Genomic DNA, 24,266 nt, shown 5'->3' with positions numbered 1-24,266 from the left:
ATGTCCGGACACGGTTTCCACGTCCACGGCCCGCACGACCACGCCGTGGAACACGCAGCACACAGCAACGACAAATTCTCCGGCAATATCGCCGTGACTACGGCTATCCTGGCCACCGTGGGCGCCATCTTCGGCTACCAGGGTGGCGCCACGCAGAACGATGCAGCCCTGTTCAAGAACAACGCGGCCATCGCCAAGACCGAGGCGTCCAACCGCTGGAACTACTACCAGGCCAAATCGTCCAAGCAGAACCTGGCCGAACTGGCCATGCTGCTGCCGAACGCCGAGGTGGAGAAGTACAAGGCCGAGGTGCTGCGCTACAAGGAAGAGAAAGACGCCATCAAGAAGGATGCCGAGTCATGGGAGGCCAAATCGGCCGAGTGGGACCATAAGTCCGACCACGCCCTGCATAAGCACCACCAATGGGCACTGGCCACCACGGCCGAACAGATCGCCATCGCACTGGCCGCGATCACCCTGCTGACCAACCGTAAATGGCTGATGTATGCCACTTACGGGGTGGCCGCGGTGGGCATCGGCCTGGGCGTGATAGCAATGCTGTAAATAACTCACCCCGGGAGCCGGATTTCTGCGATACTCCCGGTCTTATTTTTTTGAGGCGCTTGGTCGCGCCTGGAGACCATCGATGAAATTCCGCTTCCCCATCGTCATCATTGACGAGGATTTCCGTTCCGAGAATACGTCGGGCCTGGGCATTCGCGCCCTCGCCGCGGCGATGGAAAATGAGGGCATGGACGTCCTGGGCGTGACCAGTTACGGCGACCTGGCGCAGTTTGCGCAGCAGCAGTCGCGCGCCTCGGCTTTCGTGCTGTCGATCGACGACGAAGAGTTCGGCGGCGGCACCCCGGAGGAAACCGACAACGCGCTGAAATCGCTGCGCGCCTTTGTCGAAGAAATCCGCTACAAGAACGCCGACATCCCGATCTACCTGTACGGCGAAACCCGCACTTCGCGCCATATCCCCAACGATATCCTGCGCGAGCTGCACGGCTTCATCCACATGTTCGAGGACACCCCGGAATTCGTGGCGCGCCACATCATCCGCGAAGCCAAGTCCTACCTGGACGGCCTGGCGCCGCCGTTCTTCCGCGCCCTGGTGCACTACGCGAACGACGGTTCCTACTCCTGGCACTGCCCTGGCCACTCCGGCGGCGTGGCGTTCCTGAAGTCGCCGATCGGCCAGATGTTCCACCAGTTCTTCGGTGAGAACATGCTGCGCGCCGACGTCTGCAACGCGGTGGAAGAACTGGGCCAGTTGCTGGACCATACCGGCCCGGTTGCCGCGTCCGAGCGCAACGCGGCGCGCATCTACAACGCCGACCACGCCTACTTCGTCACCAACGGCACCTCCACCTCCAACAAGATGGTGTGGCACTCGACCGTGGCGCCTGGCGACATCGTCGTGGTTGACCGTAACTGCCACAAATCGATCCTGCACTCGATCATCATGTGCGGCGCGATCCCGGTGTTCCTGATGCCGACCCGGAATAACCTGGGCATCATCGGCCCGATCCCGCTGGAAGAGTTCTCGATGGAGAGCATCGAGCGCAAGATCGCCAACAACCCGTTCGCCCAGGCCGCGGTCAACAAGAAGCCGCGCATCCTGACCATCACCCAGTCGACTTACGACGGCGTGGTCTACAACGTGGAAACCCTGCGCGAAATGTTGGACGGCAAGATCGACACCCTGCACTTCGACGAAGCCTGGCTGCCGCACGCCACCTTCCACGACTTCTACAAGAACATGCACGCGATCGGCAAGGATCGCCCGCGCGCCAAGGAGTCGATGATCTTCTCGACCCAGTCGACCCACAAGCTGCTGGCTGGCCTGTCGCAGGCTTCGCAGGTGCTGGTGCGCGACTCCGAGACCGTCAAGCTGGACAAGGATGCCTTCAACGAGGCATACCTGATGCACACCTCGACCTCGCCGCAGTACTCGATCATCGCCTCCTGCGACGTGGCGGCGGCCATGATGGAAGCGCCAGGCGGCACCGCCCTGGTGGAAGAGTCCATCCTGGAAGCGCTGGACTTCCGCCGTGCCATGCGCAAGATCGACGAAGAATGGGGCAGCGACTGGTGGTTCAAGGTCTGGGGCCCGGACAGCTTCGCCGAGGAAGGCATCGGCTCGCAGGAAGACTGGATCTTCACCGAGGAAAGCAAGAAGTGGCACGGCTTCGGCGACCTGAAGCCGGGCTTCAACATGCTCGACCCGATCAAGGCCACCATCGTCAACCCTGGCCTGTCGCTGGACGGCCAGTTCGGCGAATCCGGCATTCCTGCGTCCATCGTGACCAAATACCTGGCGGAACACGGCGTGATCGTCGAGAAGTGCGGCCTGTATTCCTTCTTCATCATGTTCACCATCGGCATTACCAAAGGCCGCTGGAACACACTGCTGACCGCGCTGCAACAGTTCAAGGACGACTACGACAAGAACGCCCCGATGTGGCGCATCCTGCCGGAGTTCTCGGCTGCCAACCCGCGCTACGAGCAAATGGGCCTGCGCGACCTGTGCCAGCAGATCCACGACTTCTATAAAGCCTACGACGTGGCGCGCCTGACCACCGAGATGTACCTGTCGGACATGGTGCCGGCAATGAAACCGTCGGACGCTTTCGCCAAGATGGCGCACCGCGAAATCGAACGCGTGCCGCTGGACGACCTGGAAGGCCGTATCACCTCGATCCTGCTGACGCCTTACCCACCGGGCATCCCGCTGCTGATTCCGGGCGAGCGCTTCAACAAGACCATCGTCGACTACCTGCGCTTTGCACGTGACTTCAACGAACGCTTCCCAGGCTTCGAAACCGATGTGCACGGCCTGGTCAAGCGCGAAGTGAACGGCCGCAAAGACTACTTCGTCGACTGCGTCAAGCAGTAATTCTGCACTGTGGATCGTGCGCCGCATCGCGGCGCACGATTGAGCAAGCTCAACGTCCCCCCTCCCGCTTTCGCACTATAGTTGACGTCCTGTCCTTCCGGAGGGCGACTATATGGCGCTTTCAGCTTGCATTCTCGCGACCGGGAAGGCGCCGGCCAATGCCAGCGACAGGCTGCGGACAGACTTGTCCGGCGCTGGCGTTTCCCTCCTCGCAGCCCCGCAAGATAGCGACGCTTCCATCTTTTTGTTCACGCAGTGGGACGACGAACTGGCTGCCGGCCTGCAGGCTGCGAGTGCGCATCAGATGCTGGCCATCTGTTGCGAGCCTGCCGAACTGGCGGCCGAGGCCATGTGGGAAGTGCTGGCAGCCGGCGCCTCCGACCTGCTCCTGTGGCGCAATGGCGAAGCAATCCTGCCGCAAGTGCTGGCGCGCCTCGAGCGTTGGCACGAAGTCTCGCAACTGATGTCTTCCGACCGCATACGCGCCTGCCTGGTTGGGCAAAGCGCAGCCTGGCGACGCTTGTTGCAAAGCCTGGTGGAGATCGCGGCCTTCACCGATTCCCCTGTCCTTATCACCGGCGAAACCGGCACCGGCAAGGATCTGCTGGCGCAGGCCGTGCACCGCCTGCATGGCGGGCCGGGGCCACTCACTGTCGTCGATTGCACCACGCTGTCGCCGGAGCTGGGGGGCAGCGAATTGTTCGGGCATGAACGCGGCGCTTTCACCGGCGCTTATATTGCGCGCGATGGCGCCTTTGCAGCGGCCAACGGCGGCGTGCTGTTCCTCGACGAAGTGGGCGAACTTCCGCTTGCGCTGCAAGCGCAATTACTGCGTGTGATCCAGGAGCAGCAATATCGCCGCGTTGGCAGCAATGACTGGCATCCGACGCGCTTCCGCCTGGTGTGCGCCACCAATCGCGACCTGGAGGCCGAAGTCCGGAGCGGCACCTTCCGCGCCGACCTGTATTACCGTATCGCCGCTTGGCGCTGCCGCACGCCGCCGCTGCGGGAACGGCAAGGCGACATCCTGCCGCTGGTACAGCATTTCCTGCGCCAGCTCGGCGCTCAGGACGTCGAACTCGATCCCGCCGTTCGCCAATACCTGCTGACGCGCAGCTATCCCGGCAACGTGCGCGACCTGCGGCAGACCGTGGCCCGCATCTGGCATCGGCATATCGGCCCGGGGCCGCTCACCATCGGCGACGTGCCACCTGAAGAGCGGCCGTGCGGCGTCTCGTGCTGGCCCGATGCTGCCTTCATGAACGCCATCGGGCGCGCAGTGGACCTTGGCGTCAACCTTGCTCGCATCGGCCAGGCGGCGACCGACACCGCGATCCAGCTTGTGCTGCAACAGGAAGGCGACAACAACCAGCGCGCAGCCCTGCGCCTGGGCGTGACCGACCGCACACTGCAACTGCGCCGCAAGGCGCGCTGCGCACCGGCCTAGCTGCGCCCAATCAGCCGCAGCAGGTTTCCGCCCAGGACGAGGCCCTCATCCCCGGTCCCCAGCCGCAGCAAGCGGATCTTCTCCAGCTCCACGCCCGGATGCAGCCACGGCCCGTCCGTCCCGAACAGGACTTTGTGCGCGCCTGCGCGCCGGATCACCTGTTCCAGCAGGTCGAAGCGCCGCACACCGGCGCTGTCCGTGTAGATATTCTGGTGCCGCGCCACGTGGTCGATCAATGCCAGCTGCGCCGCCCAGTCGTCGGCAAAGCTGCCAAGGTGGGGCAGGATGAAATTCACGTCCGGATACTGCTCGGCCAGGAGTTCCGCCACCGACGTCACGCCGACCGGGTCGTACAGCACTGGCAGTCCAAAGCGGCGTGCGACTTCGCAGACTTCGCCAGTGATCGGCGCGTCGTGCCGATGCAGCTTGATGCCGACAAAGCCATACTCCTCCACCGCCTTGCGCACCATCGCAGCGATCCGGCCTGCATCGCGCCTGGCGTGCACGAAAGCGAAGGCAAGGTAGCGCTCCGGCTGCGCCGCCACCAGCCGCGCCACTCCGGCGTTGGCGGCGCTGTAGTCGGAATGGAAAGCGGCCAGCAGTACGGTGCGGTCAATGCCGGCTTCACGCGCGCGCCGGGCGTAGCGGCCCAGCGCGGCATTGCTGTCCCAAGGACCGGTCAAGCCGTCACCGGGGTCGGCATGGCAATGGCAGTCGATGATCATGACTTGCCAAAGTGCGGCGCATGGGTACGCAAGGCTTCCAGCACGGCACGCCGTACCGCTTGCGGGCTGCCGTCGCTGTCGCCGGCCGTCTGTGCGGCGCTACCGGCGATGCGTACAAAGCGGCGCGCCAGTTCCAGTTCCCGGTCCACTTCCGGCATCTCCTGCATTTCCATTTCGAGCGCGTTGCTTAGCGCACCGCCCAGTGCGCTGCCCAAGGCGGTACCGACGCCGGGGATCGGGATGAACGAACCCAGCGCGCCGCCCACGAAAGGCAGCGCCTTCTTTGCAATCCCTTTCAGGATGCCGCCCAACGGCTTGGCAACCTTCTTGATGCCCTTCCACACGCCTTTGAACATCTTGCCCAGGAATTGCTCAAGCTCCTCCTCGCTTTGCACGCCAAGCAGCTCCATCGCCAGTTCCATTTCCTGTTCGGAGCTGAACGGGCCATGCTGGCAGCGCTTGCAGCCGCAGGGTGCTTCATGCTCTTCGCCCAGCACCTCGAACTCCAATTCACGGCGCTGGTTGGTCAGCACGCCTTGGTGATGCCTGAACATCGTATCGTGCAGGGTCCGTTCGCGTCGCCTGCGGTCGACATCGTCCGCCAGGTTGGCGGCTACGTAGACGCTGACATCCGCCGGCCGGATGCCCATCATTCCCGCGCAGATGCGGTGCTGCGCCAGCCGCTGCCCCATATGCCGGGCCTGGCCGCTATAACCGCGACGTTGGCCGTTGACCGTGAATTCCAGATAATACAAGCCCGGCCCGTGCGTGCGCCCATCGCTTGGTGCCCGTTCAAGCGTGGTGACCGGCACATAGGCTGGCTGCAAGGCGGCTGGCATCCGCCCCACCGCCTGGGCGATGGTCGGCGGCAGTTCGCCATCCCCATCGCGGTCGCCGTCATCGGGACCCGGTTCGTCGCTGGCGGGCGGTTCAAGCAGCGGCAGCGGCTCAAACACCGGCACGCGGTAAGGCCAGCCGCCACCATAGCCAGGCGCCGGGCGGGATTTGCGAGTGGCACGCACACGCGGCCGGCCCATTGCGCGGCCGCCTTTGGGCCGCCATTCGAATTCCATCGTCTCAAACATGGAGCACCTCCATCAGTTGTCCGATCGAGCGGGCGGCGTAGGCAACCTGCTGTGCGCTGTGGTCAGCCCGCAGCAACAAAGTCAGGATTGGCCTTGCCGGCGTTCCCTGCAACAGCACTTCAATCCCGGCCAGCGATAGTTCACGCCTCAATGCCTGACCATCGCACAAAGGCGGCAACACGATGCGCTGGACGGGGAATCCGCCCCCCTGGCAGGCAATCGCGCGCCCGGCCAGCGCCGCCTGCAATTGCACTATCCGTTCCCGCAAACGCTCGCGCATGGCCCGGCCCGTCCTGCGATTGGCTTCCAGCGCGCAGCGGCCAGCCGCAATCGCCGCCACCGAGGGTGGGCTGCAATGCACCCGCGTTGCGCTGGCCGCCATGAAACTGCCCAACATCTTGCGCGGCCCGGCCAGCACAGCCAGCGGAGCCCCGAATCCCTTTGCCAGCGAAGCGCCGACCAGGATCGGTGCGCCGCCAAGCCCATGTTCGACCACAGACCCACCGCCATCCATGCCAAGTACGCCAAGCGCCTGCGTATCATCCAGCAGCAGCAAGCCGCCGTTGGAATCGGCGATGTCTGCGTAGCTGGCCAGCGGCGGCGCAGCAGCATCGCCCGGCGTATAGCCATCCGACAGGATCACCGGCCTGCGCCCTGCTTCCCGCCAGCGGCGAGCCATCAAGGCTGCCTGGGCATCGCTGCAATGGCCGAAACACTGCAAGGGCACACCTTGCGCCCTGGCGCGTTCAGCGCCCCAGCGCGCCACCGGGTAGGCCGCACTGTCGACCAGCAGCGCCACCCGCGCTGCCGCCAGCCAGCCAAACAAATCCCAGAACAGGTGCAGGCTGGAAGGCAGCAGGCAAGCGGCTTCGCAATCCATCAGGCGAGCGAGGGCGGCGCCAAGTTCCGGCTCGCCCGGCACCGGCTCCAACGCCGCCGGCTTCCCCAGCGTCAGCTCGTCCCAGGCCGGCAGCGACTGCGCGGGATGGCGCATGCCCAGGTAGAGGGCACTGGTGAAGTCGGCGCGCACCGCCGCCTCACGCGGTGCGCGGCATGGCCTCCAGCCGCTGCCGCAGCAGTACCGACGGCATGGTGGCCTCCAGTTTCGGGTTCGCGGTCTCCGCCGTCAGGTCGACGCCCGTCACAGCCCGATAAGCGTGCAAATAGCCCTGCGCCTGCGGGCGCCAGAAGCGCGCCCAGGCAAACGCTTCGGTCGGGTCGTAGACTTCGCTCCAGTGGCTGTAGCGGACCGACAGCAGCAACTGTTCGCCGAACATGGCCAGGTCGCGGAAGTGGGCGATGCTGGTGTCGCTCCAGCCCTGCACTTTTTTCATCGCGTCGACCCGGTCCATCCACGGTTCGGGATGCGCTACCATCAGGCGCGTGGGCAGGAATTCCCGGAATTCAGGCCGCGCCAGCATCCATTGCTGCATCAGCATTTCAATGCGCGCGGTGGACGGCAGGTCGCCGAACTGGTTGTGCGCCCCTTGCGACAGGATCAGGTGCACCTCCTTCAGCGCATTCAGGATCGGGAAGGCGTCGGCCTTGACGGTGGTGTCGTCGTCCTGCCGGTAGAACGGCATCAGCTGGCGCAGCAGGTTGTGGAAGGCCTCGATGAACTTGGAACGGCTGTCGGCCGGACGGAAATCGCGCACCGCCTTGCCGTCCAGGTGGATACCGTAGTGGTGGTCGTACTCGTAGTTGCGGCGCACCACGCTCAAGCGGTGCTGTTCGTCTTGTACATAGCCCCACAACAGGTTGTTCAAGGGCCGCAGCATGTCGATTTCCATATTGGCCAGCGGGTCCGGGCCGCTGCCGTGGCCAAGCGCGCGTACGTTCTGGAAGCGGCGCGTAATCGCATTCATGGTCTGCACCAGCATGCCCTCTTCCTGCCAGTAGGCCCAGATCAGCTCCATCATGCAGGGGTTGACCAGGCGCTCACGGATGAAGCCAGCGCACAACTCGGCTTCGTGTTCTTCCTGGTGGCCCATGTGGATGCGCACATCGGGCAGCTTGCTGCGGATCAGGGCCAGGTAAGGCAGGATCTTGGTCTTCGGGTCGAGCGAAGACAGGTAGCGCTTGACCAGCTCCTCTTCCAGCTTGCGGTCATCCGGCAGGTCGCGCCGGTCCAGGTATTCGGCATCGTCCTGGCCACGGAAGGCATACGGCGTGCGCAACACGCCGCAATTGACCATCACGAACGCTTCGGTGGCGGCTTTCAGCACGCGATACGAATCCGAGTCGTTGAACGGCAAGGCGCGCCGCTTCTCAAGCGAACGGAAGGCCCGTTCCTTGTCGTGGAAGCGCTCGCGCTCGAAATCGGGTACGACGCCGCCGGCATTGTGGCAGAACAGGTGGTCGACGAAGAGCTGGTAGTTGTTGAAGGAAAGCGCCTCGGCGCTGTTCCTGATCAAGGTCCAGTGGGCGATGACGGGGCGCCACTCCGCCTCGGTGCGCGAGGCCTGGGTGGTGATCTTGCCGGCCACTTGCAGCGGGCTGGGCTCATCGACGATGACCTGCCTGGCGTTGCGGTAATGGGCGGCGTCGTCCGGATCGATCGCACCGGCGTCGTCATAGGCGCGCATGTACACGTTCACCGCCACTTCCGTGGTGCCGACGGAGTTCAGCCGTGCGCTCGACTCGACGCCGTCCTTGCCCTGGCTTTGCAGGGGCGCTTCGGGCACGTAGTACATTTCCGGCATCGGGTTGGTCTCGTTTGCGTCGTGCTTGACCGTCACCCACGCGTGGTCGCCCACCAGGCCGTGCAGCCGCGACAGCTTTTCGCCGTTGGCGTAGAACTCGGTCTCCAGGCGGAACCTGGTGTCCAGCTGGTAGGCGCACTCGCCGCGCATGTCGCCGTCGCTGATGCCGATCAGGCGCCCCCTGACCATGTTCTTGTCGAACGGGCTAACGTTCATGTACAGCACGATGTAGAAGCCGTTTTCCAGCCCGGCGAATTGGGCATCGCCGGCGGGACCGGTATGCGTATGGGCCACCAGCATCCATGCCGGGTTGGCATCGACGGCTGCCTTCTGGCCCTCGATCCGTTTGCTGGCCCTCAATGCATCGACTTCGCCCTGCGTCAGTTTGTACAGGTTGAGTTTTGCATGCACCAGCGGCACGGCGCCGTTGGCCGGCGTCATTGCGCGCACATGCACGTCGATCCGGCCATGCCCGCCACCGGGTTTCGCCTGCGTTACGTTCTTTGCCATGATGGAGCTCTCCTCAAAGGTCAGTCAGGGTGTTGCGAAGCGCCCAGTGCGTCAGAAGGCGCGCCAGCAGGATGCTTTCGTGTTCCGGGCTCAGGATGCCGTCCGCGCGCGCCTGGCCGATCACCGCAAACACCAGCACCGGCGAGGACTGGTACATGCGCTGCGGCTGGCGCTGCCACAGGCGGAACAGCAGGGCCAGGTAGGCCGGCTGGCGCTGATCCACCTGCAAGGCCTGCGGCAGCGAAGTCCCGCGCAGCAAGGCCGGGCGATGGTTGGCCAGCAAGCCGGCCAGCGCAGGCATCGAAGCGCGCAGCTGCAGCAAAAGCCGCTGCTCCGCTTGCGGCAAGCCTTCGAGCGGGTAAAACGATTCCCACAGGCGCGCCATGCGCTGCCACTGCGGATGCGGGAAAAGGCGTTCACCCATCGCGCAGCTCAACAACACGCGGATCCACGGCACCGGATGCGGATCGTCTGTATTGAGGCGGAAAACGAAGATGCGCGGCAGGCTGACCACGCCGATCAGGCCGTGGGTCGCCGCCACGCCGACCCTGGCCAGCGACCAGAAATCGGCAACGATTTCGGAGATCCAGCGCTCCCACAGTTTCCAGACCGGGGCCGGACCCGTGGCGCCTGTCTGCAGCGATTGCAACACCGGACGCAGCGAGTTGACCAGGTCGAGCAGCGCTGCGCCCTGGTGGCCTACCTCGTGGAACAGGGACGAGGCAATGCTGGCGCCGACCATGCGCTCGCGCGGCACGCGGATGATGGCCACCGGGTTGTCGCCGCCGCCCGGCAAGCGGGTGCGGGCGCGCCGGATCGCCGCCCCCGGCCCGCGATCCAGGTAGCAGATCACCGGCGGCGCCGTGTAGTAGCCGCCGCGCAGCGCCAGGGCGTCGGCGGACGCCACGTCCAGTCCCGCCAGCCAGACACCGTTGCGGTGTTCGCTGCGCTGCGTGATCACGTCGTTGAACATATCGAACTGGATCAGGGCTGCGTTGAACTTCATGCGCAGGAAAGTAAAGCGGCGCTGCGCATGCGCCGGGCTGGCACGCCGCCCGTCCGGGCTGCGCAGCCAGCGCAGGAAGCCGCGCACCATCGCCCGCAGCTCGCGCCGCCCGGCCACCAGCTGCCGTTCTATCCCCAGCTGCGCTTGCGGCAGCAAGGCTGCAGCCGGCACCATCGGCTCGATCAGTGCGAATGGCAGCACACGGGCCAGGCGCGCCAGCAAGGCGCGCGCCTCCTGTGCCAGCATCCGGGCGGCGTAGGGGTTCATACGGCTCAGGCCCCGTAGATCACGATCTTGCGGCCTTGGCGCACCCAGCGTCCGGAGTTGCCGCGCGCGGCCATTCCCGCCTGCTGGCCGCCCTGCCCGGACTGCTGGCCGGCCCTGGCCAGCAAGCCCGGCGCGTGCTGGCGCACCGCTGCGGTGGCGGCCTGCATGGCGATCTGGCGCGGGTCGCCACCACGGGCCTGGGCGGCGCGATTGACGGTATCGGCAGCCACCTTGACGAAGGTGCGTGCGCCGTCGAATTCGCGATCCTCACCCGACATTTCGCCTTCCGCCTCCAGGCCCATGGCGCTGCCTGCCGCCGACGCCAGGCCGCTGCCGATCTTGGCGCCCAGCGGGCCGCCGAAGTAGCCGCCGATGGCGCCACCGGCCAGCGGCAGCGCTTTCTTGGCCACGCCTTTGAGCGCGCCGCCAATGGCCTTGCCGACCGGCGAGCGGATCACATTGCCGGCAAACGATGCAGCCTTTTTCAGGAAGCTGCCCAGGAATTGCTCAAGTTCGGCTTCATTGGTGACCGACAGCAGTTCGCTGGCCAGTTCCATTTCTTCAGCCTCGGTCAGCATGCCTTGCTGACCCATTTCGCCGCCCCATTCGGCTTCGCCAAACTCATATTCCCCTTCATAGGAAGTTTCGTTGCCGAATTCCAGGGTGGTACGGTCGGTGTCATGCATGATTAGTCCCCTTTGGTGTGGTGCTGCGGATGGTGGAACGGGACGCCGTTCCATGATGGATACGATGGCGGGCAACAGCCCCGGTGCAAATTGCCTGGCCGCGATGTTCAGCGCAGCGCGCCGGACCTGGCGCGGATCGCCGCGGGCGGCTTGCCTGGCGCGGCGTGCGGCCAGACCGGCAAAGCGCATGAACTGGCGCGCTGTTTCGAACTCGCGGTCTTCGGCGCTCAGGCCCTCAAGCTCCAGGCCGAGCAAGCGGGCAGCCCTGGGGCCGGCGGCGAGCACCTGCTCGGCCAGCTTGGGCAGCACGCCATCCAGGCCCGGCGCCACATGGCGGAACCATGCCGGCAAACGGTCCTCGCGGCGCGCCGTCAACAGTTCGGCTGCTTGCGGCAGGCTTTCATCGCGCCATACTGCCTGTGGCGCCGCCGGGGACAGTTCCAGTTCCGGCCGATAGTTGAGCAGACGGTCCATGCTTTCTCCAATGCCTAAACCATGCATGGATTAGAGCAAGGCGCGTGCCAGCGCTGCCACTGGGGCAGGCGCTGGCTGCGGCGAAAGCCGTTTCGGGAGATGGCGAAAAAGGAGGATGCGAGGCGAAACCGGCTTCGCCCCGGCGGGAATCAGGCGGCGACCGCCACCGTCAGCGTGACGACATAGCCGTCGGTGACATTGCCGCTCATGGTGCCGAGTTGCAGGGAGTAGCCATCGCTGAAGATATTGTCGGTGGCATAGCTGATGCGGGACAGGTTGCTTGCGGAACTGCTGTAACCCGAGGTGGCATAGACTTCATTCAGTGTCGCCATCGGGAACGTGAACTGTGAAGTCTTGATGCGGTTCGAGGCGCTGCTGCTTTGCGCCAGGCTGCGATACACCTCGAAATGCACGTGCGGCATGCGGCCGTCGTAGCAGCCGGGGAAGATGGTGCTGAAGGACAGGTCGCCGTTGGCGTCCGCGCCCTGCACGCCGCGCAGGTAGTTCTGGTCCGTCACGCCGCTGGAATACAGCGAGTAGCGCCCTTCGCGGTCGCAGTGCCACAGGTAGACCGCAAATTCGCCGGCCGCACCGCAGCTGTTGTTTGCGTTGACGATCTTTAGCTTGATGGTCAGCGGAACACCGGCCGCCGTGCCGCTGGCGCCATTGAAGCTGCTGCGGATATCGCTGCGCACCACGCCGGTTTGCGTCAGCACGTTGACGATGCCGCTGGCATTGCTGTTGGTGCCGTCGCCCGGGTATGGGCCGCCAGTTTCTTCCGGAATCACGGTACAGCTACCAGTGGTGCCGGTGCTCCCGGTTCCGGTGCTGCTGCCGCTGCTGCCATTGCTGCCAGTACTGGTGCTGACCGACCCGCCGCCGCAGGCCATCAGCGGCAGCGTGGTCGCGCCGGCCAGCAACCACCGCAGCGAGCGACGGCGGGTGCTGCCCATGTTCATCATTACTTCCAGGTCTGCTGCCAGCCCGTGGTCATGCGCGTCCATAGGTTCTCCTTGTTATGCCGTTGTGTTAATCAGGTTGCCGCTGCTGCCGGCTTCAGGCAGCTTGTCCGCCAGCGCTTGCAGGAAGCTGGCCAGCTTGGCCTTGGAATCGCTGTTATTGGCACCGAGCGCCGAGAGCAGCGACGAGAAGGACGACTCAAGCGACGACGTTTCGCCGGTTTCGGACGAGTCGCCTTGCAGCGAAGAGATCAGGCCTTGGATGTCTTCCGCCAGGCGGCCGGGGCCTTCCGCTTGCGCGCCGCTGGCCTCGCCCTGCCCATGCAAGGACGTCATCAGATCCTGCAGGAAGCTGCCAAGCGAGGATGCCGCGCTTTCCTTGTCTGTGGCGGCGACATCGGTGACGCCCAGCGACTCGAGCGCCGAACCGATGGCGTTGATAAAGCCACCTTCGCCCGGTGGCGGACCGGGTGGCGGTGGCGGCGGCGCCTGGCGCGCCTGCTCGCTGCCGCTGGTGGAGAGCTGGCTGGTGTAGCCGCTGAAACTGACCGGATTAACGTTCATTGAAGCCTCCTTGCTGTTGGCGAGAAGCGATCTGGGCACGCTGCTCCTGGGTCAACAGGGCCAGCACCTTCTGGTGCGTGCGGATATGCGACAGGGTCAGGTTGGCTTGCGCCTGCGCGGCCGCCTGCGCCAGCTTGGCAGCGGCAGCATCATCGAATTTCTCGGCATTTCGCATCTCATGCAGGGCGCGCATTGCCTTATCGTGGGCGCGCTCCTGTTCGCGCAGGTATGGCGCCTGGTTGTGCATCAGCTGGAACAGCTTGTCCTCTTGGCTTTCCGATAATTCCAGGCCGTGCAGGAACGGCAAGCCAGGTGCGCCGAAACGGCCGCGTGGATGGCCGCCCGGGAAATCGCCGCGCGGGCCTGCCAATTGCGGACGCTCCCCCTCCGGCGGCATGGCTTCCTCTGCACGCGCCAGCAGTGGCAGCGCCATGGCGGCGGCCAGAAGCAGCTGGGTCAATGTGCTCTTCTTCATCGTGAATCTCCAGTGGTGATGGTGAGATTTCATTCTCTGGCTACAGCCTGTAAAGCGCCGTAAGTAGCAGGTAAAAACGTGTAAAGATCGAGCAAACCTGCCGGAGTGATTTGTTATCATGGACGACATGAACAAGGTCCTATTGATTGACGACGACGTCGAACTGGTCGGCATGTTCCAGGAATACCTGGAGCAGGAAGGCTTCGAAGCCAGCACCGCCCACGATGGCGAAGCCGGTACCGCCTCCGCATTGACGGGGGCATTTGCCATTGCGGTGCTGGATGTGATGATGCCTCGCATGAACGGCCTCGAAACCCTGCGCCGCATCCGCGCCGTGAGCCAGATGCCGATCCTGATGCTGACCGCGCGCGGCGACGATACCGACCGCATTGTCGGCCTCGAACTGGGTGCGGACGATTACGTCACCAAGCCATGCACGCCACGCGAGCTGACTGCCCGCATCCGCGCCATCCTGCGCCGCACGCAAGCCGTGCAGGACACGGGCAGCGGGCCGCTGACCGTCGGCCAGCTCACCATGTGGCCGGAGCAGCGCCGCGCAGCGTGGGCCGGGGTGCCGCTGGAGCTGACCAGCACAGAATTCAATCTGCTTGAAGTATTGGCGCGCAATGCGGGCAAAACGGTCAGCAAGAACGTGTTGTCCGAGCAGGGGTTGGGACGTCCAATGGCGCGCTTCGACCGCAATATCGATGTCCATATGAGCAGCTTGCGCCACAAGCTGGGCTCCATTTCCGACGGGCGCTCGTGCCTGCAAACCGTGTACCGCCTGGGTTACCAGCTGATCCGGGAGTAAGCCGTGGGGCGCCTGTTCTGGAAATTCTTCTTTTCGATCCTGCTCGCCCAGGTTGCTGCCACCGCTGCAATTGGCGGCGCCGTGTGGCTGAAGGCACGCGCTGCCGCCGAAGCGCGGCCCTCCGATATCGAGGCCGGGCCGCCGGCGGAAATGTCGATCGAATCCGCCGCCGCCACGCTGGCCTTTGGCGGTACCGATGGATTGCGCCAGCTATTGGAGAATATGCCGCGCCACCGTGTGTATGCGGTCGGCGATGACGGCAAGGAGCTGCTGGGTCGCATCACCACGCCGAGCATGCTATCGGAAGCGCAAAAGAAATTGGCCAGCCCGGACCCGCGCGGCGTGCGCCAGGTCACTGCGCCGAACGGCCAGCGTTACCTGCTGTTCCTGCCTTCGCGCCGCCACCAGGGCGCACTCGACGCGCCCGACCCGCGCAACCTGCTTGCAGGCTCGGGCATCCCGGGTCTCGACCCGCGCGCCTTCCGCCGCCCGGAAGGTCGCCCTCTTCCTGTACTACCGCCGGGCAGAGCGGGGAACGCGGGCGACGCCGGCGGTGAGCCCGGCGCCAGCGCGGCGGGATCGAATCCGCCCCCGCCACCGCCACGCGAAGCCGCACGCTCCGCCGCCGGCGCCGACCCAGGCCAAGCGCCCGGCCAGGGCGCCGGTCCCGGTCCTGAGCCCGGCCGTGGCGACGTAGGGGGCCCGCCGCCGCGCTTCCGCCCATTGACGCCCTTCATCCCGATTGGCGCCGCCGTGCTGGCAAGCCTGCTGTTCGCTGCCTTGCTGGCATGGTACTTCGCCCGCCCCATCCGGGCCCTGCGCCAGGCCTTTGACGCTGCGGCAAGCGGCGACCTCGCCCCACGCTTCACCGCCAAACCGCGCGCCGGCGGCGACGAACTCACCACGCTGGGACGCGATTTCGACCGCATGACTGGCCGTCTGCGCAACCTGCTGGACGGCCAGAAAAACCTGCTGCACGATGTATCGCACGAACTGCGTTCGCCGCTGGCGCGCCTGCAGGCCGCAATCGGCCTGGCCCACCAGCAGCCGGAAAAAGCAGCCGCGTCGATGGAACGCATCGAGCGCGAAAGTGTGCGCATGGACAAGCTGGTCGGCGAGTTGCTTACCCTGTCCCGCCTTGAAGCCGGCGCTTTCGACGCTCCCAAGCAGGAATTCAGCATCGGGGAACTGCTCGACGACATCGTGCAGGACGCAAAATTCGAAGCCGCCACCATCGGGCGCGAAGTTGCCTTCACCGGCATCGCGGACGCGCAGTTGAACGGACAGCCGGAACTGCTGGCGCGCGCCATCGAAAATGTGGTCCGCAACGCCATCAAACACAGCCCCGCCGGCGGCAAGGTCGAAGTGGAAACTGTGCTCGACGCGCGTTTCGTCCGCATTCGCGTCATGGATAACGGCCCTGGCGTAGCGCAGGAAGACTTGGGGAGGATTTTCGAGCCCTTCTACCGCGGCAGCAACACGGAAAAGGACGTGGACGGGCATGGACTGGGGCTTGCCATCGCCCAGCAGGTAGTGCAGCAGCACGGCGGCCGCATTGCCGCCGCCAATCGAACCGGCGGCGGACTTTGTGTGGAGCTCTCGCTCCCGCTGGTCAGAGCTTAGCGCTTAAGCCTTCGGCAGGGTCACGCCGTGCTGGCCCTGGTACTTGCCATTGCGGTCCTTGTACGAGGTTTCGCAGATTTCGTCGCTTTCGAAGAACAGCACCTGGGCGCAGCCTTCGCCAGCATAGATCTTGGCTGGCAGCGGGGTGGTGTTCGAGAATTCCAGGGTCACATAACCTTCCCACTCAGGCTCGAACGGGGTCACGTTGACGATGATGCCGCAGCGCGCATAGGTCGACTTGCCCAGGCAAACGGTCAGCACATTGCGCGGAATGCGGAAGTACTCGATGGTGCGGGCCAGTGCGAACGAATTCGGAGGAATGATGCAGACATCGCTCTTCACGTCGACGAAGGAATTCGAATCGAAGTTCTTCGGGTCGACAATGGTGCTGTTGATGTTGGTGAACACCTTGAATTCGTCGGCGCAGCGAATGTCGTAGCCGTACGACGAAGTGCCATAGGAAATCACCTTGCGGCCGTCCACGGCACGTACCTGGCCAGGCTCGTACGGCTCGATCATGCCGGTTTGTTCCGCCATGCGGCGTATCCATTTGTCGCTTTTAATCGTCATCGCAGGTGCTTTCTGGTTTAAATAATGGTGCGGATTTTACATCAGGCGCGCATGCGCTGGGGCGCTTCGCTGGCCTGGAGCTCGCTCCCCAGCATCTGGCGGATCACGTCGCGTGTCATTTCAGCCGCAACGCGCGGCATCTCCATCGGGAACAGGTGGGAGCCGCGCATCATGCGGAAATTGCGGCCCACCAGCTTGCGGGTGTGCTCGAGGCCCGCCTGGCGGTTTTCTACCGAGTTATCGCCTGCCACATAGGCGACTGGGACCGGGAACTCGCCTTTAACCAGGCTGCCGATATGGTGCGGCAGGCTGCGGTAAATCGCGGTTTCGGTTTCCCGGCTGAAGCGCAATTGCACGCCTTCCGGGTGATCCACCAGTCCGTGCTCCAGATAGTCCAGCAGGACGCCGGGCGCCCAGGCGCCGAACATTTCCTTGCTGGCGAAGTGGCGCAGCGCTTCCTTGTGGCTTGGCCAGACGTTGCGGCGCTTGACCGAGAAGCGCGCCGGAGAATAGCGGTCCGAGAAACGGGTGCCCTTGAACAGGCGCCACACGTTGGCGCGCCAGCCGGCCACCACAGGGGAATCGAGCATGACTACGCAGCGCACCAGGTCCGGGCGCTGGGCGGCGGCCATCAGGCCCAGGAGCCCGCCCAGGGAGTGGCCAACCATGATCACTGGTTCTTTCTGGTAGCGCGATTCCAGCTCGGCGATCAATTCCTCAACCAGCTTGGCCCAGCCATCTTCCACCGGGTAGCGCGGGTTATGGCCGTGCATGTCGAGCGCCTGCACTTCGAAATCCTGGCCGAGGTACTCGAAGAATTGGCGGTAGGTTCCCGCCGGATAACTGTTCGCGTGAGCGAAATGGACTTTCGGTTTCGTCATCAACTTATTCTAAAAGCAATGGCAACAAGTGTTTCGTACAAAGCTTCTAATTATCGCTCAGGATCAGCGGCCATGCCAGTACCGAGCACGCTGCTGGCGGTAGGCGCTGAGCTGTTGCTCGGCGCCGATGTCAATTGAAATCGCCCCGGATTGGTCGGTGCGCCAGATAGCCACGCCCCTTTCCACGTACCGTTGCAACACGTCGGCTCGCGGGTGGTGGTAGCGGTTGCGGTAGCCGAGCTGGAAAATGCCGTGTAGCGGCTGCACCGCGGCCAGGAACGCGGGGGTCGATGAGGTACCGCTGCCGTGATGTGGCACCAGCAGGACTCCGGCATGCAATTTTTCGGGCATGGCCGCTACCAGCGCCGCCTCCTGCGGGGCTTCGATATCGGCCGGCAGAAGCATGCTGCCGTATCTGGTCGCGATGCGGAGCGTGCAGCCGCGCGCATTGGGCTTCAGGCTTGGGTCGTCGTAGCTGGCGGCGGAGGGATGCAGCATTTCGAAGCGGATGCCGTCCCACTCCCATTTCTGGCCCGCGACGCAATGTGCGTGCTGGGGCGCTGCCTGCACGATCGGGTGGCCCGCTGGCAGCGAGGACAACACCCAGCCGGTGCGGATGTCGCGCAGGATCGCCAGTGCCCCGCCGGCATGATCGCTGTCACTATGGGTGACGATCATGCCGTCCAGCATATTGATGCCGCGCGCCCTCAGGTACGGCAGGATCACGCGGTTGCCGCCATTGGTTTCCGGCGTATAGGCGGGGCCAGTGTCGTACAGCAGGCGGTGCTGGTTGGTTTCGATCAGGATGGCCATGCCCTGCCCCACGTCGAAGGCTATGGCGCGCAAGACACCGGGCGGCGGGCTTTCCGTCCGCGCCGACAGCAGCGGCAACCAGCATGCGAGCCCGAGCCAGCGCAACGGCCAGCCGCGTGGGGCCAGCATCCAGGCGGTACCTGCCAGGGCAAAGGCGAATGTCGGCCAGCCGGGTGTGGGCGCGGACCAGACGGCCAGCGGCTGGGCCGATAGCCACTGCAACAGGTCGAGCAACGCCTCCAGCAGCCAGTGGGCGCATCGCAGCACCGGCGCGGCCAAGGGGTCTGGCAAGACGCTGCCTGCCAGCGCCAGCGGCGTCACAAGCAGGCTCACAACGGGGATGGCGATGGCATTCGCCAGCGGGCTGACGATCGATACTTGCGAAAAAAGCAGCATTGTCAGTGGTACAAGGCCGACCGTTACCGCAAGCTGCGTTACAGCGGCCAGGCGCAGGTTTTCGCGCATGCGGGTGAGCCACGGCGCGTCCCGCCAGGAGCCCAGCGAGGCATCGGCCGCTGCGACAGGAAGCGCTCCTGCGGAGGCCGCAGCGCCGGCCAGCGACATCCTGCCGACCGTTGCGTACAGGATCGCGGCGACTGCCCCGAACGACAACCAGAACCCTGGCCACATCACCGCCCAGGGATCGAGAATCACCACCACGCCTGCCGCCAGCGCCAGCACATGCGAAATCGCCGACAGCCGGTCCAGCCACACCGCCAGGGCCACAACCGCCAGCATGTACAGGGTACGCTGCGCCAGGACGCCGAACCCGGCCAACGCAACATAGCCCCAGGCGGCCAGGAAGCCGGCGCTTACCGCCAGCCGCGCTGCAGGCAACAGCAAGCGCAACTGCCATTCCGGCATGAAGAGCGACTTCCCCCACAACCAGCCCACCAGCCAGGCCACCAGGCCAGCGATCATGGTGATGTGCAGGCCCGAGATGGAAACAAGGTGGGAAATACCCGTTCGGCTGAAAACCTGCCAATCCTGCTGCGAGATGCCGCGCTGGTCGCCCATCGCCAGCGCGGCGATTACTCCGGCATAGCGCGCATCCGGCAACGCAGCGTTGATACGCTCACGGATCGCATGGCGCGCACGTTCGATGGCGTTGTGCGGGGTCGCCACAAAGCCGGACAGGCGCTCGTTGCGGCCCTCGGCGCGCACGTAGCCGGTGGCGCGGATACCCTGTTCCAGCAACCAAAGTTCGTAATCGAATCCGTAGGGATTGGCATTGCCATGCGGCCGCTGCAAGCGAACTTTCAGGCGCCAGCGCTCGCCCGGCAGCAAATCGGGGGGCGGCGCACCGCTGCCTGCCCGCGCTCCGGAATACCAGGACAGCACGATGCGCGGAGGCACATCCGACGGGGATTCGACCGCAAAATTGAAACGTATGCTGTTGTCCTGCCGGCTTGGCAGGCTATCGACCGTGCCGACGACGTCGAAGTCGCTGCCCTCTTCGGATTTCGCCAGTTCATTGGACAGGGCACCTTGCGCGATGAAGGCGGCCCAGGCGAAACCCGCCAAAGCACCCGCCGTGACGGCAAGCCCCGCGCGAAGGAAAGCCAGTGCCTGCCGTTCAACGCGTGCCCCTGCCAAAACTGCCGACGCAGCGCTCAGCGCGCAAGCTAATTGAACGCCCGCATCCGGCAAAACCGCCTGCGCCTGGAGCCAGGCTACGCCGCCGATCAGGCCGAGGATTGCGCACCGCATCTCCCCTCCCCGGCTGGCTGGCCGGTCAGGCGGCCATCAAGGCCCGCAAGCGCGGCATCACATCCAAAGCATTCCGGGTAGTCGCCACTGCGACCGCGCCCGGCTCTTCGCCGCGCAGTCCAGCCAGCGCCTCACCGATGCCTGCCACCTCGGCCGGAGTATTCACGCCCGGATGCACCCAGGAAGGGGCGATATCCGGCGCATCCGTCTCAACCACGATGGAAGACAAGGGCAATTCAGCCGCCAGGCGACGAATCTGCAGCGCCCGGGTAAATGTCAGGTTGCCGCCGAATCCGAGCTTGAAACCGGCGTCGATATAGGCCTGCGCCTGCTGGAAGCTGCCATTGAACGCATGTGCGATGCCGCCCGCTGGACCGACCTGCCGCACATGCTTCAGCACCTGGTCCTGCGACTTGCGCACATGGCATAACACCGGCAATTCGAAATCCCGTGCAATCTTGAGCTGCTCGCGCAGGAAGAACACCTGCTTTTCGCGCATCTCCGGCTCGCACAGCATGGGGATGAAGAAATCCAGCCCGATTTCTCCGATCGCCACAAAGCGCGGATCGTCCATCGCCTGCGCCACGGCCTCGCGCATGAAGGCCAGGTCGTCCTCTACCGCATGCGGCACATAGATCGGATGGATGCCCAGCCCGTAGCAGGCATTGGGAGCCCGGTGCGCCAACTCGCGCACCACGGCGAAATTGGCGCGGTCGACAGCCGGAATCACCACCATCCCCACGCCGCGTTCCTGTGCCCGCGCAGCCAGCGCCAGCGATTGCTCGCCGAATTCGTGGGCATCAAGGTGGCAATGGGTATCGATCCACATGGTGCGGGCCTCAGGCAGGTTTCAAGCCTTCGTCGGTCAGGCGCAGCATGCGGTCGCAACGCTCAGCCAAGCCGGCATCGTGGGTCACGATGATGAAGGCCGTGCCCAGGGTGCGCGACAGCTCAAGCATCAGGTCGAACACTTTTTCGGCGGTCGCGTGATCCAGGTTGCCGGTCGGTTCATCTGCCAGCACGCAAGCCGGCTGCGTCACCAGCGCCCGCGCCAGGGCTACGCGCTGGCGTTCGCCACCGGACAGTTCGCCCGGCACGTGGGTCACGCGCTGCTCAAGGCCAACGCGCGCCAGCATGTCGCGCGCCTGCTGCTCCGCTTCGGCGCGCTTGGTGCGGCGGATCAGCAGCGGCATCGCCACATTGTCCAGGGCCGAGAATTCCGGCAGCAGGTGGTGGAACTGGTAGACGAAGCCAAGTTCACGATTGCGCAGGTCTCCGCGCGCTGTCTCGCTCATCGAAGCGAAATCGCTGCCTTTCAGGACCACATTGCCATCGGACGGCGTATCCAGGCCGCCCAGCAGGTGCAGCAGCGTCGATTTGCCGGAGCCGGAGGCGCCGACGATCGCCACGCGCTCGCCGCGCGCCACCGACAGGTTGATCTTTTCCAGTACCTTGACCTTGTAATTGCCCTGGGTGAAGGTCTTGCCGAGGTCGCGGCAACTCAACACATTACTCATAGCGCAGTGCCTCCGCAGGTTTGACGTTGGCCGCCCAGCGGCTCGGGTACAAGGTCGCCGCAAACGCCAGCAGCACGGCCGCCACGCCGATCACGCCGACATCGGACCAATGCATGTCCGATGGCACGGAGCTGATTGTGTAAATATCTTTAGGCAAGAACTGCACTCCCAGGAGGTTTTCAATAAATGGAACGATGACGTCGATATTCAGCGACACGACCACGCCGCCGGCGACGCCGAGCGCCGCGCCAAGCAGGCCTACCAGCGCGCCCTGGATCACGAAGATTTTCTGGATCGAACGCGGCGAAGCGCCAATCGTGCGCAGGATCGCGATATCGGCCTGCTTGTCCGTTACGGTCATGACCAGGGTCGAAACGAGGTTGAAAGCCGCTACCGCCACGATCAGCGCCAGCACCACGAACATCATGCGTTTCTCAGTTTGCACCGCTGCGAACCAGGTCGCATTGAGTTTTGACCAATCGCGTACAGTCATTTCCTTCGGAACCAGCTTTTGCAGCTCTTCAGCCACTTGCGGGGCACGGTGCATGTCCTCCAGGCGCAAACGCAGGCCAGCAGGGCCTTCGAGCCGCAGCAGGCGCTGGGCATCCTCGATATGAATAAACGCCATGCCGCCATCGAACTCCTGGTGCCCGGCGACAAACACGCCCGCCACGGTGAAATTGCGCATGCGCGGCACGATACCGGCCGGAGTTACGGTCCCTTGCGGCAGCACCATGGTCACTTTGTCGCCCAGGTTGACTTGCAGCGCGCGTGCCAGGTCGATCCCCAGCACGATGCGGAATTCACCCGCCTGCAAATCATTGAAACTGCCGTAACGGGTAGTTTTCGCCAGGTCGGACACGTTCGGCTCCGCCTCTGGCAGGACGCCGCGCACCACGGCCGGCCGCAGTGCTTCTCCTCCGTGCGAGAGCATGGCCTGGGCCTGCACGAACGGTGCGGCGCCTTTCACTTCGGGATTGGTTTGCAGCTTCCTGGCCAAGTCTTGCCAGTTCGGCAAGCTGGTGCCGCGCTCGAACACTTCGACGTGCGCCAGCACCGACAGCATGCGGCCGGTAACGTCCTTGCGGAAGCCATTCATCACCGAGAGGATGATGATCATGGCGCCCACGCCCAGCGCAATGCCGCCGACTGAAATCAGCGAGATGAAGGAAATGAAGCTATTCCGGCTATTGCGCTTGCCCGCACGGGTATAACGCAAGCCGACAATCCATTCGAATGGCAGGTTTTTACTCATAACGCAGGGCCTCCGCAGGTTTTACGCGGGCGGCCCACCAGCTTGGATAAAGGGTTGAGACAAGTGCCAGCAGCAAGGAAGTGCCGCCGATGGAAGCAACGTCGCCCCAGCGCAGGTCGGACGGCACGGCGCTGATGAAATAGATTTGCTGGGACAGGAATTTCACGCCGAACAGGGTTTCGATGCCGCCCACGATCGTACCGACATTCAACGCCAGCAGCACTCCGCAGACAACACCGATGACCGTGCCGAACACGCCAACCAAGGCGCCCTGCACCACGAATATCTTCATGATCGAGAACGGCGAGGCACCCAATGTGCGCAGGATGGCGATATCGGCCTGCTTGTCGGTGACCGTCATCACCAGCGTGGCCACCAGGTTGAAGGCCGCCACCGCGATAATCAGGGTCAGGATAATGAACATCATGTTTTTCTGCGATTTAACCGCTGCAAACCAGGCCGAGTTGAGTTTGGTCCAGTCGCGGATCACCAGGCGGCCCGGCATGACTGTGCGCAGTTCATCCGCTACCGCCGGAGCCTTCTGCATATCGTGCAGGCGCAGGCGCAGTCCATACGGGCCGCTTACATTGATCAGTTCCTGGGCATCGCTCAGGTGCACCAGCGCCAGCCCGGCGTCGAATTCATTATGGCCTGCCTTGAAAGTGCCCGACACCGTGAAGGAACGCATGGTCGGCGCCATATTCGACATGGAATTCCCTTGCGCCAGCGCCAGCGCTACCTTGTCGCCCACTTTTACTTCGAGTTCGCGCGCCAGTTCGACACCCAGAATGATATTGAAGGCGCCGGGTTGCAGCACATCCAGCGTTCCCTCCTCCATCTGATTGCCGATATCGGAGACCTTAGGCTCCTCGCCCGGGAGCACCCCGCGGACAACGGAGGGACGCAGGAAGTCGCCGCCATGCACCAGCATGCCCTGCATCTCGACGAACGGTGCGGCGCCTTTCACCTGCGGGTTGCGGGAAGCGTCGGCAGCGACCGCGCGCCAATCGCCCAGGCCTGCCCCGCTAACTTCGTAGACCTCCACGTGGCCCAGCACCGACACCATGCGCTCGGTCACCACCGTCTGGAAGCCGTTATAAACGGACAGCACCACGATCAAGGCGGTAACGCCAAGAGCGATGCCTGCCATCGAAATCGCGGAGATAAAGGAGATGAAACTATTGCGCCCATTGCGCCTGCCTGCGCGCGTGTAGCGCAGGCCAACCAGCCATTCAAACGGCATTTTTATTAAATTGACACAGTAAAGCCCGCAGTTTGCCATAT

The 24,266-nt window shown here is 64.4% G+C and carries 21 protein-coding genes; 5 read left to right on the top strand and 16 right to left on the bottom strand.

The features are described from left to right. From ACQ4MM_RS12060 to ACQ4MM_RS12050, 3 genes are all read left to right on the top strand, one after another. Positions 1-564, top strand: a complete 564-nt coding sequence (locus ACQ4MM_RS12060; protein ID WP_431477587.1) for a DUF4337 domain-containing protein — start codon at positions 1-3, stop codon at positions 562-564. A gap of 82 nt (positions 565-646) precedes the next feature. Beyond that, positions 647-2,902, top strand: a complete 2,256-nt coding sequence (locus tag ACQ4MM_RS12055; protein WP_431477586.1) for an Orn/Lys/Arg decarboxylase N-terminal domain-containing protein — start codon at positions 647-649, stop codon at positions 2,900-2,902. 112 nt (positions 2,903-3,014) lie between these two features. Continuing rightward, positions 3,015-4,349 carry a sigma-54-dependent transcriptional regulator gene (locus ACQ4MM_RS12050; RefSeq protein WP_431477585.1) on the top strand — a complete coding sequence of 445 codons (1,335 nt, stop codon included), beginning with the start codon at positions 3,015-3,017 and terminating at the stop codon, positions 4,347-4,349. Here the strand turns inward: ACQ4MM_RS12050 and ACQ4MM_RS12045 are convergent. From ACQ4MM_RS12045 to ACQ4MM_RS12005, 9 genes are all read right to left on the bottom strand, one after another. Continuing rightward, positions 4,346-5,074: an amidohydrolase family protein gene (locus ACQ4MM_RS12045; protein ID WP_431477584.1), complete on the bottom strand. Its 729-nt coding sequence runs from the start codon at positions 5,072-5,074 to the stop codon at positions 4,346-4,348. The genes ACQ4MM_RS12050 and ACQ4MM_RS12045 overlap by 4 nt on opposite strands. Next, on the bottom strand, positions 5,071-6,159 hold the full coding sequence (locus tag ACQ4MM_RS12040; protein ID WP_431477583.1) for a hypothetical protein: 1,089 nt from the start codon (positions 6,157-6,159) through the stop codon (positions 5,071-5,073). Before ACQ4MM_RS12040 ends, ACQ4MM_RS12045 begins: the two co-directional genes overlap by 4 nt. Further along, positions 6,152-7,189, bottom strand: coding sequence for an aminotransferase class I/II-fold pyridoxal phosphate-dependent enzyme (locus tag ACQ4MM_RS12035; protein ID WP_431477582.1), 1,038 nt, complete (start codon positions 7,187-7,189; stop codon positions 6,152-6,154). Before ACQ4MM_RS12035 ends, ACQ4MM_RS12040 begins: the two co-directional genes overlap by 8 nt. Before the next feature lie 7 nt (positions 7,190-7,196). Then, positions 7,197-9,371, bottom strand: a complete 2,175-nt coding sequence (locus ACQ4MM_RS12030) for a hypothetical protein (protein ID WP_431477581.1) — start codon at positions 9,369-9,371, stop codon at positions 7,197-7,199. Positions 9,372-9,384: 13 nt separating this feature from the next. Continuing rightward, complete coding sequence (locus ACQ4MM_RS12025) at positions 9,385-10,644, bottom strand: hypothetical protein (protein ID WP_431477580.1); 1,260 nt, start codon at positions 10,642-10,644, stop codon at positions 9,385-9,387. 5 nt (positions 10,645-10,649) lie between these two features. Continuing rightward, positions 10,650-11,804, bottom strand: a complete 1,155-nt coding sequence (locus ACQ4MM_RS12020) for a hypothetical protein (RefSeq protein ID WP_431477579.1) — start codon at positions 11,802-11,804, stop codon at positions 10,650-10,652. A 149-nt stretch (positions 11,805-11,953) separates the two neighbouring features. Further along, entirely contained in the window at positions 11,954-12,808 is an 855-nt protein-coding gene (locus tag ACQ4MM_RS12015; protein WP_431477578.1) for an intradiol ring-cleavage dioxygenase, read from the bottom strand. A 12-nt stretch (positions 12,809-12,820) separates the two neighbouring features. Further along, positions 12,821-13,327, bottom strand: coding sequence for a hypothetical protein (locus ACQ4MM_RS12010; RefSeq protein ID WP_431477577.1), 507 nt, complete (start codon positions 13,325-13,327; stop codon positions 12,821-12,823). Beyond that, positions 13,317-13,802 (bottom strand): Spy/CpxP family protein refolding chaperone, encoded by a 486-nt coding sequence (locus ACQ4MM_RS12005; protein ID WP_431477576.1) that lies wholly within the window; start codon positions 13,800-13,802, stop codon positions 13,317-13,319. Before ACQ4MM_RS12005 ends, ACQ4MM_RS12010 begins: the two co-directional genes overlap by 11 nt. Before the next feature lie 127 nt (positions 13,803-13,929). Here ACQ4MM_RS12005 and ACQ4MM_RS12000 point away from each other — a divergent pair, with 127 nt between their 5' ends. Together ACQ4MM_RS12000 and ACQ4MM_RS11995 are read left to right on the top strand one after the other, a co-directional pair. After that, on the top strand, positions 13,930-14,613 hold the full coding sequence (locus tag ACQ4MM_RS12000) for a response regulator (protein WP_431477607.1): 684 nt from the start codon (positions 13,930-13,932) through the stop codon (positions 14,611-14,613). Positions 14,614-14,616: 3 nt separating this feature from the next. After that, positions 14,617-16,236, top strand: a complete 1,620-nt coding sequence (locus tag ACQ4MM_RS11995; protein ID WP_431477575.1) for an ATP-binding protein — start codon at positions 14,617-14,619, stop codon at positions 16,234-16,236. Positions 16,237-16,239: 3 nt separating this feature from the next. On the opposite strand, the gene dcd is transcribed toward ACQ4MM_RS11995, so the two are convergent. From dcd to ACQ4MM_RS11960, 7 genes are all read right to left on the bottom strand, one after another. After that, a complete protein-coding gene (dcd, locus tag ACQ4MM_RS11990; protein ID WP_055926450.1) occupies positions 16,240-16,806 on the bottom strand; it encodes a dCTP deaminase in 567 nt (188 codons plus the stop codon). A 41-nt stretch (positions 16,807-16,847) separates the two neighbouring features. Next, the gene (locus ACQ4MM_RS11985) at positions 16,848-17,687 is read right to left on the bottom strand and encodes an alpha/beta fold hydrolase (protein ID WP_431477574.1); all 840 of its coding nucleotides are present in this window, start codon (positions 17,685-17,687) and stop codon (positions 16,848-16,850) included. A gap of 63 nt (positions 17,688-17,750) precedes the next feature. Beyond that, the gene (locus tag ACQ4MM_RS11980) at positions 17,751-20,210 is read right to left on the bottom strand and encodes a DNA internalization-related competence protein ComEC/Rec2 (protein ID WP_431477573.1); all 2,460 of its coding nucleotides are present in this window, start codon (positions 20,208-20,210) and stop codon (positions 17,751-17,753) included. 25 nt (positions 20,211-20,235) lie between these two features. Then, positions 20,236-21,039: a TatD family hydrolase gene (locus ACQ4MM_RS11975; protein ID WP_431477572.1), complete on the bottom strand. Its 804-nt coding sequence runs from the start codon at positions 21,037-21,039 to the stop codon at positions 20,236-20,238. 10 nt (positions 21,040-21,049) lie between these two features. After that, the gene (gene lolD / locus ACQ4MM_RS11970) at positions 21,050-21,727 is read right to left on the bottom strand and encodes a lipoprotein-releasing ABC transporter ATP-binding protein LolD (RefSeq protein WP_431477571.1); all 678 of its coding nucleotides are present in this window, start codon (positions 21,725-21,727) and stop codon (positions 21,050-21,052) included. Beyond that, positions 21,720-22,982, bottom strand: coding sequence for a lipoprotein-releasing ABC transporter permease subunit (locus tag ACQ4MM_RS11965; RefSeq protein ID WP_431477570.1), 1,263 nt, complete (start codon positions 22,980-22,982; stop codon positions 21,720-21,722). Before ACQ4MM_RS11965 ends, lolD begins: the two co-directional genes overlap by 8 nt. Then, positions 22,975-24,225: a lipoprotein-releasing ABC transporter permease subunit gene (locus ACQ4MM_RS11960; RefSeq protein WP_431477569.1), complete on the bottom strand. Its 1,251-nt coding sequence runs from the start codon at positions 24,223-24,225 to the stop codon at positions 22,975-22,977. The genes ACQ4MM_RS11965 and ACQ4MM_RS11960 overlap by 8 nt, the downstream gene beginning before the upstream one ends. Between the last annotated feature and the right edge of the window lie 41 nt (positions 24,226-24,266).

The sequence above is a fragment of the Massilia eburnea genome, assembly GCF_050709955.1.
GTDB lineage: Bacteria > Pseudomonadota > Gammaproteobacteria > Burkholderiales > Burkholderiaceae_D > Rugamonas > Rugamonas eburnea_A.
Note: the sequence above shows the minus strand (reverse complement) of the source record. Positions and strands in the feature narration are given on the sequence as shown.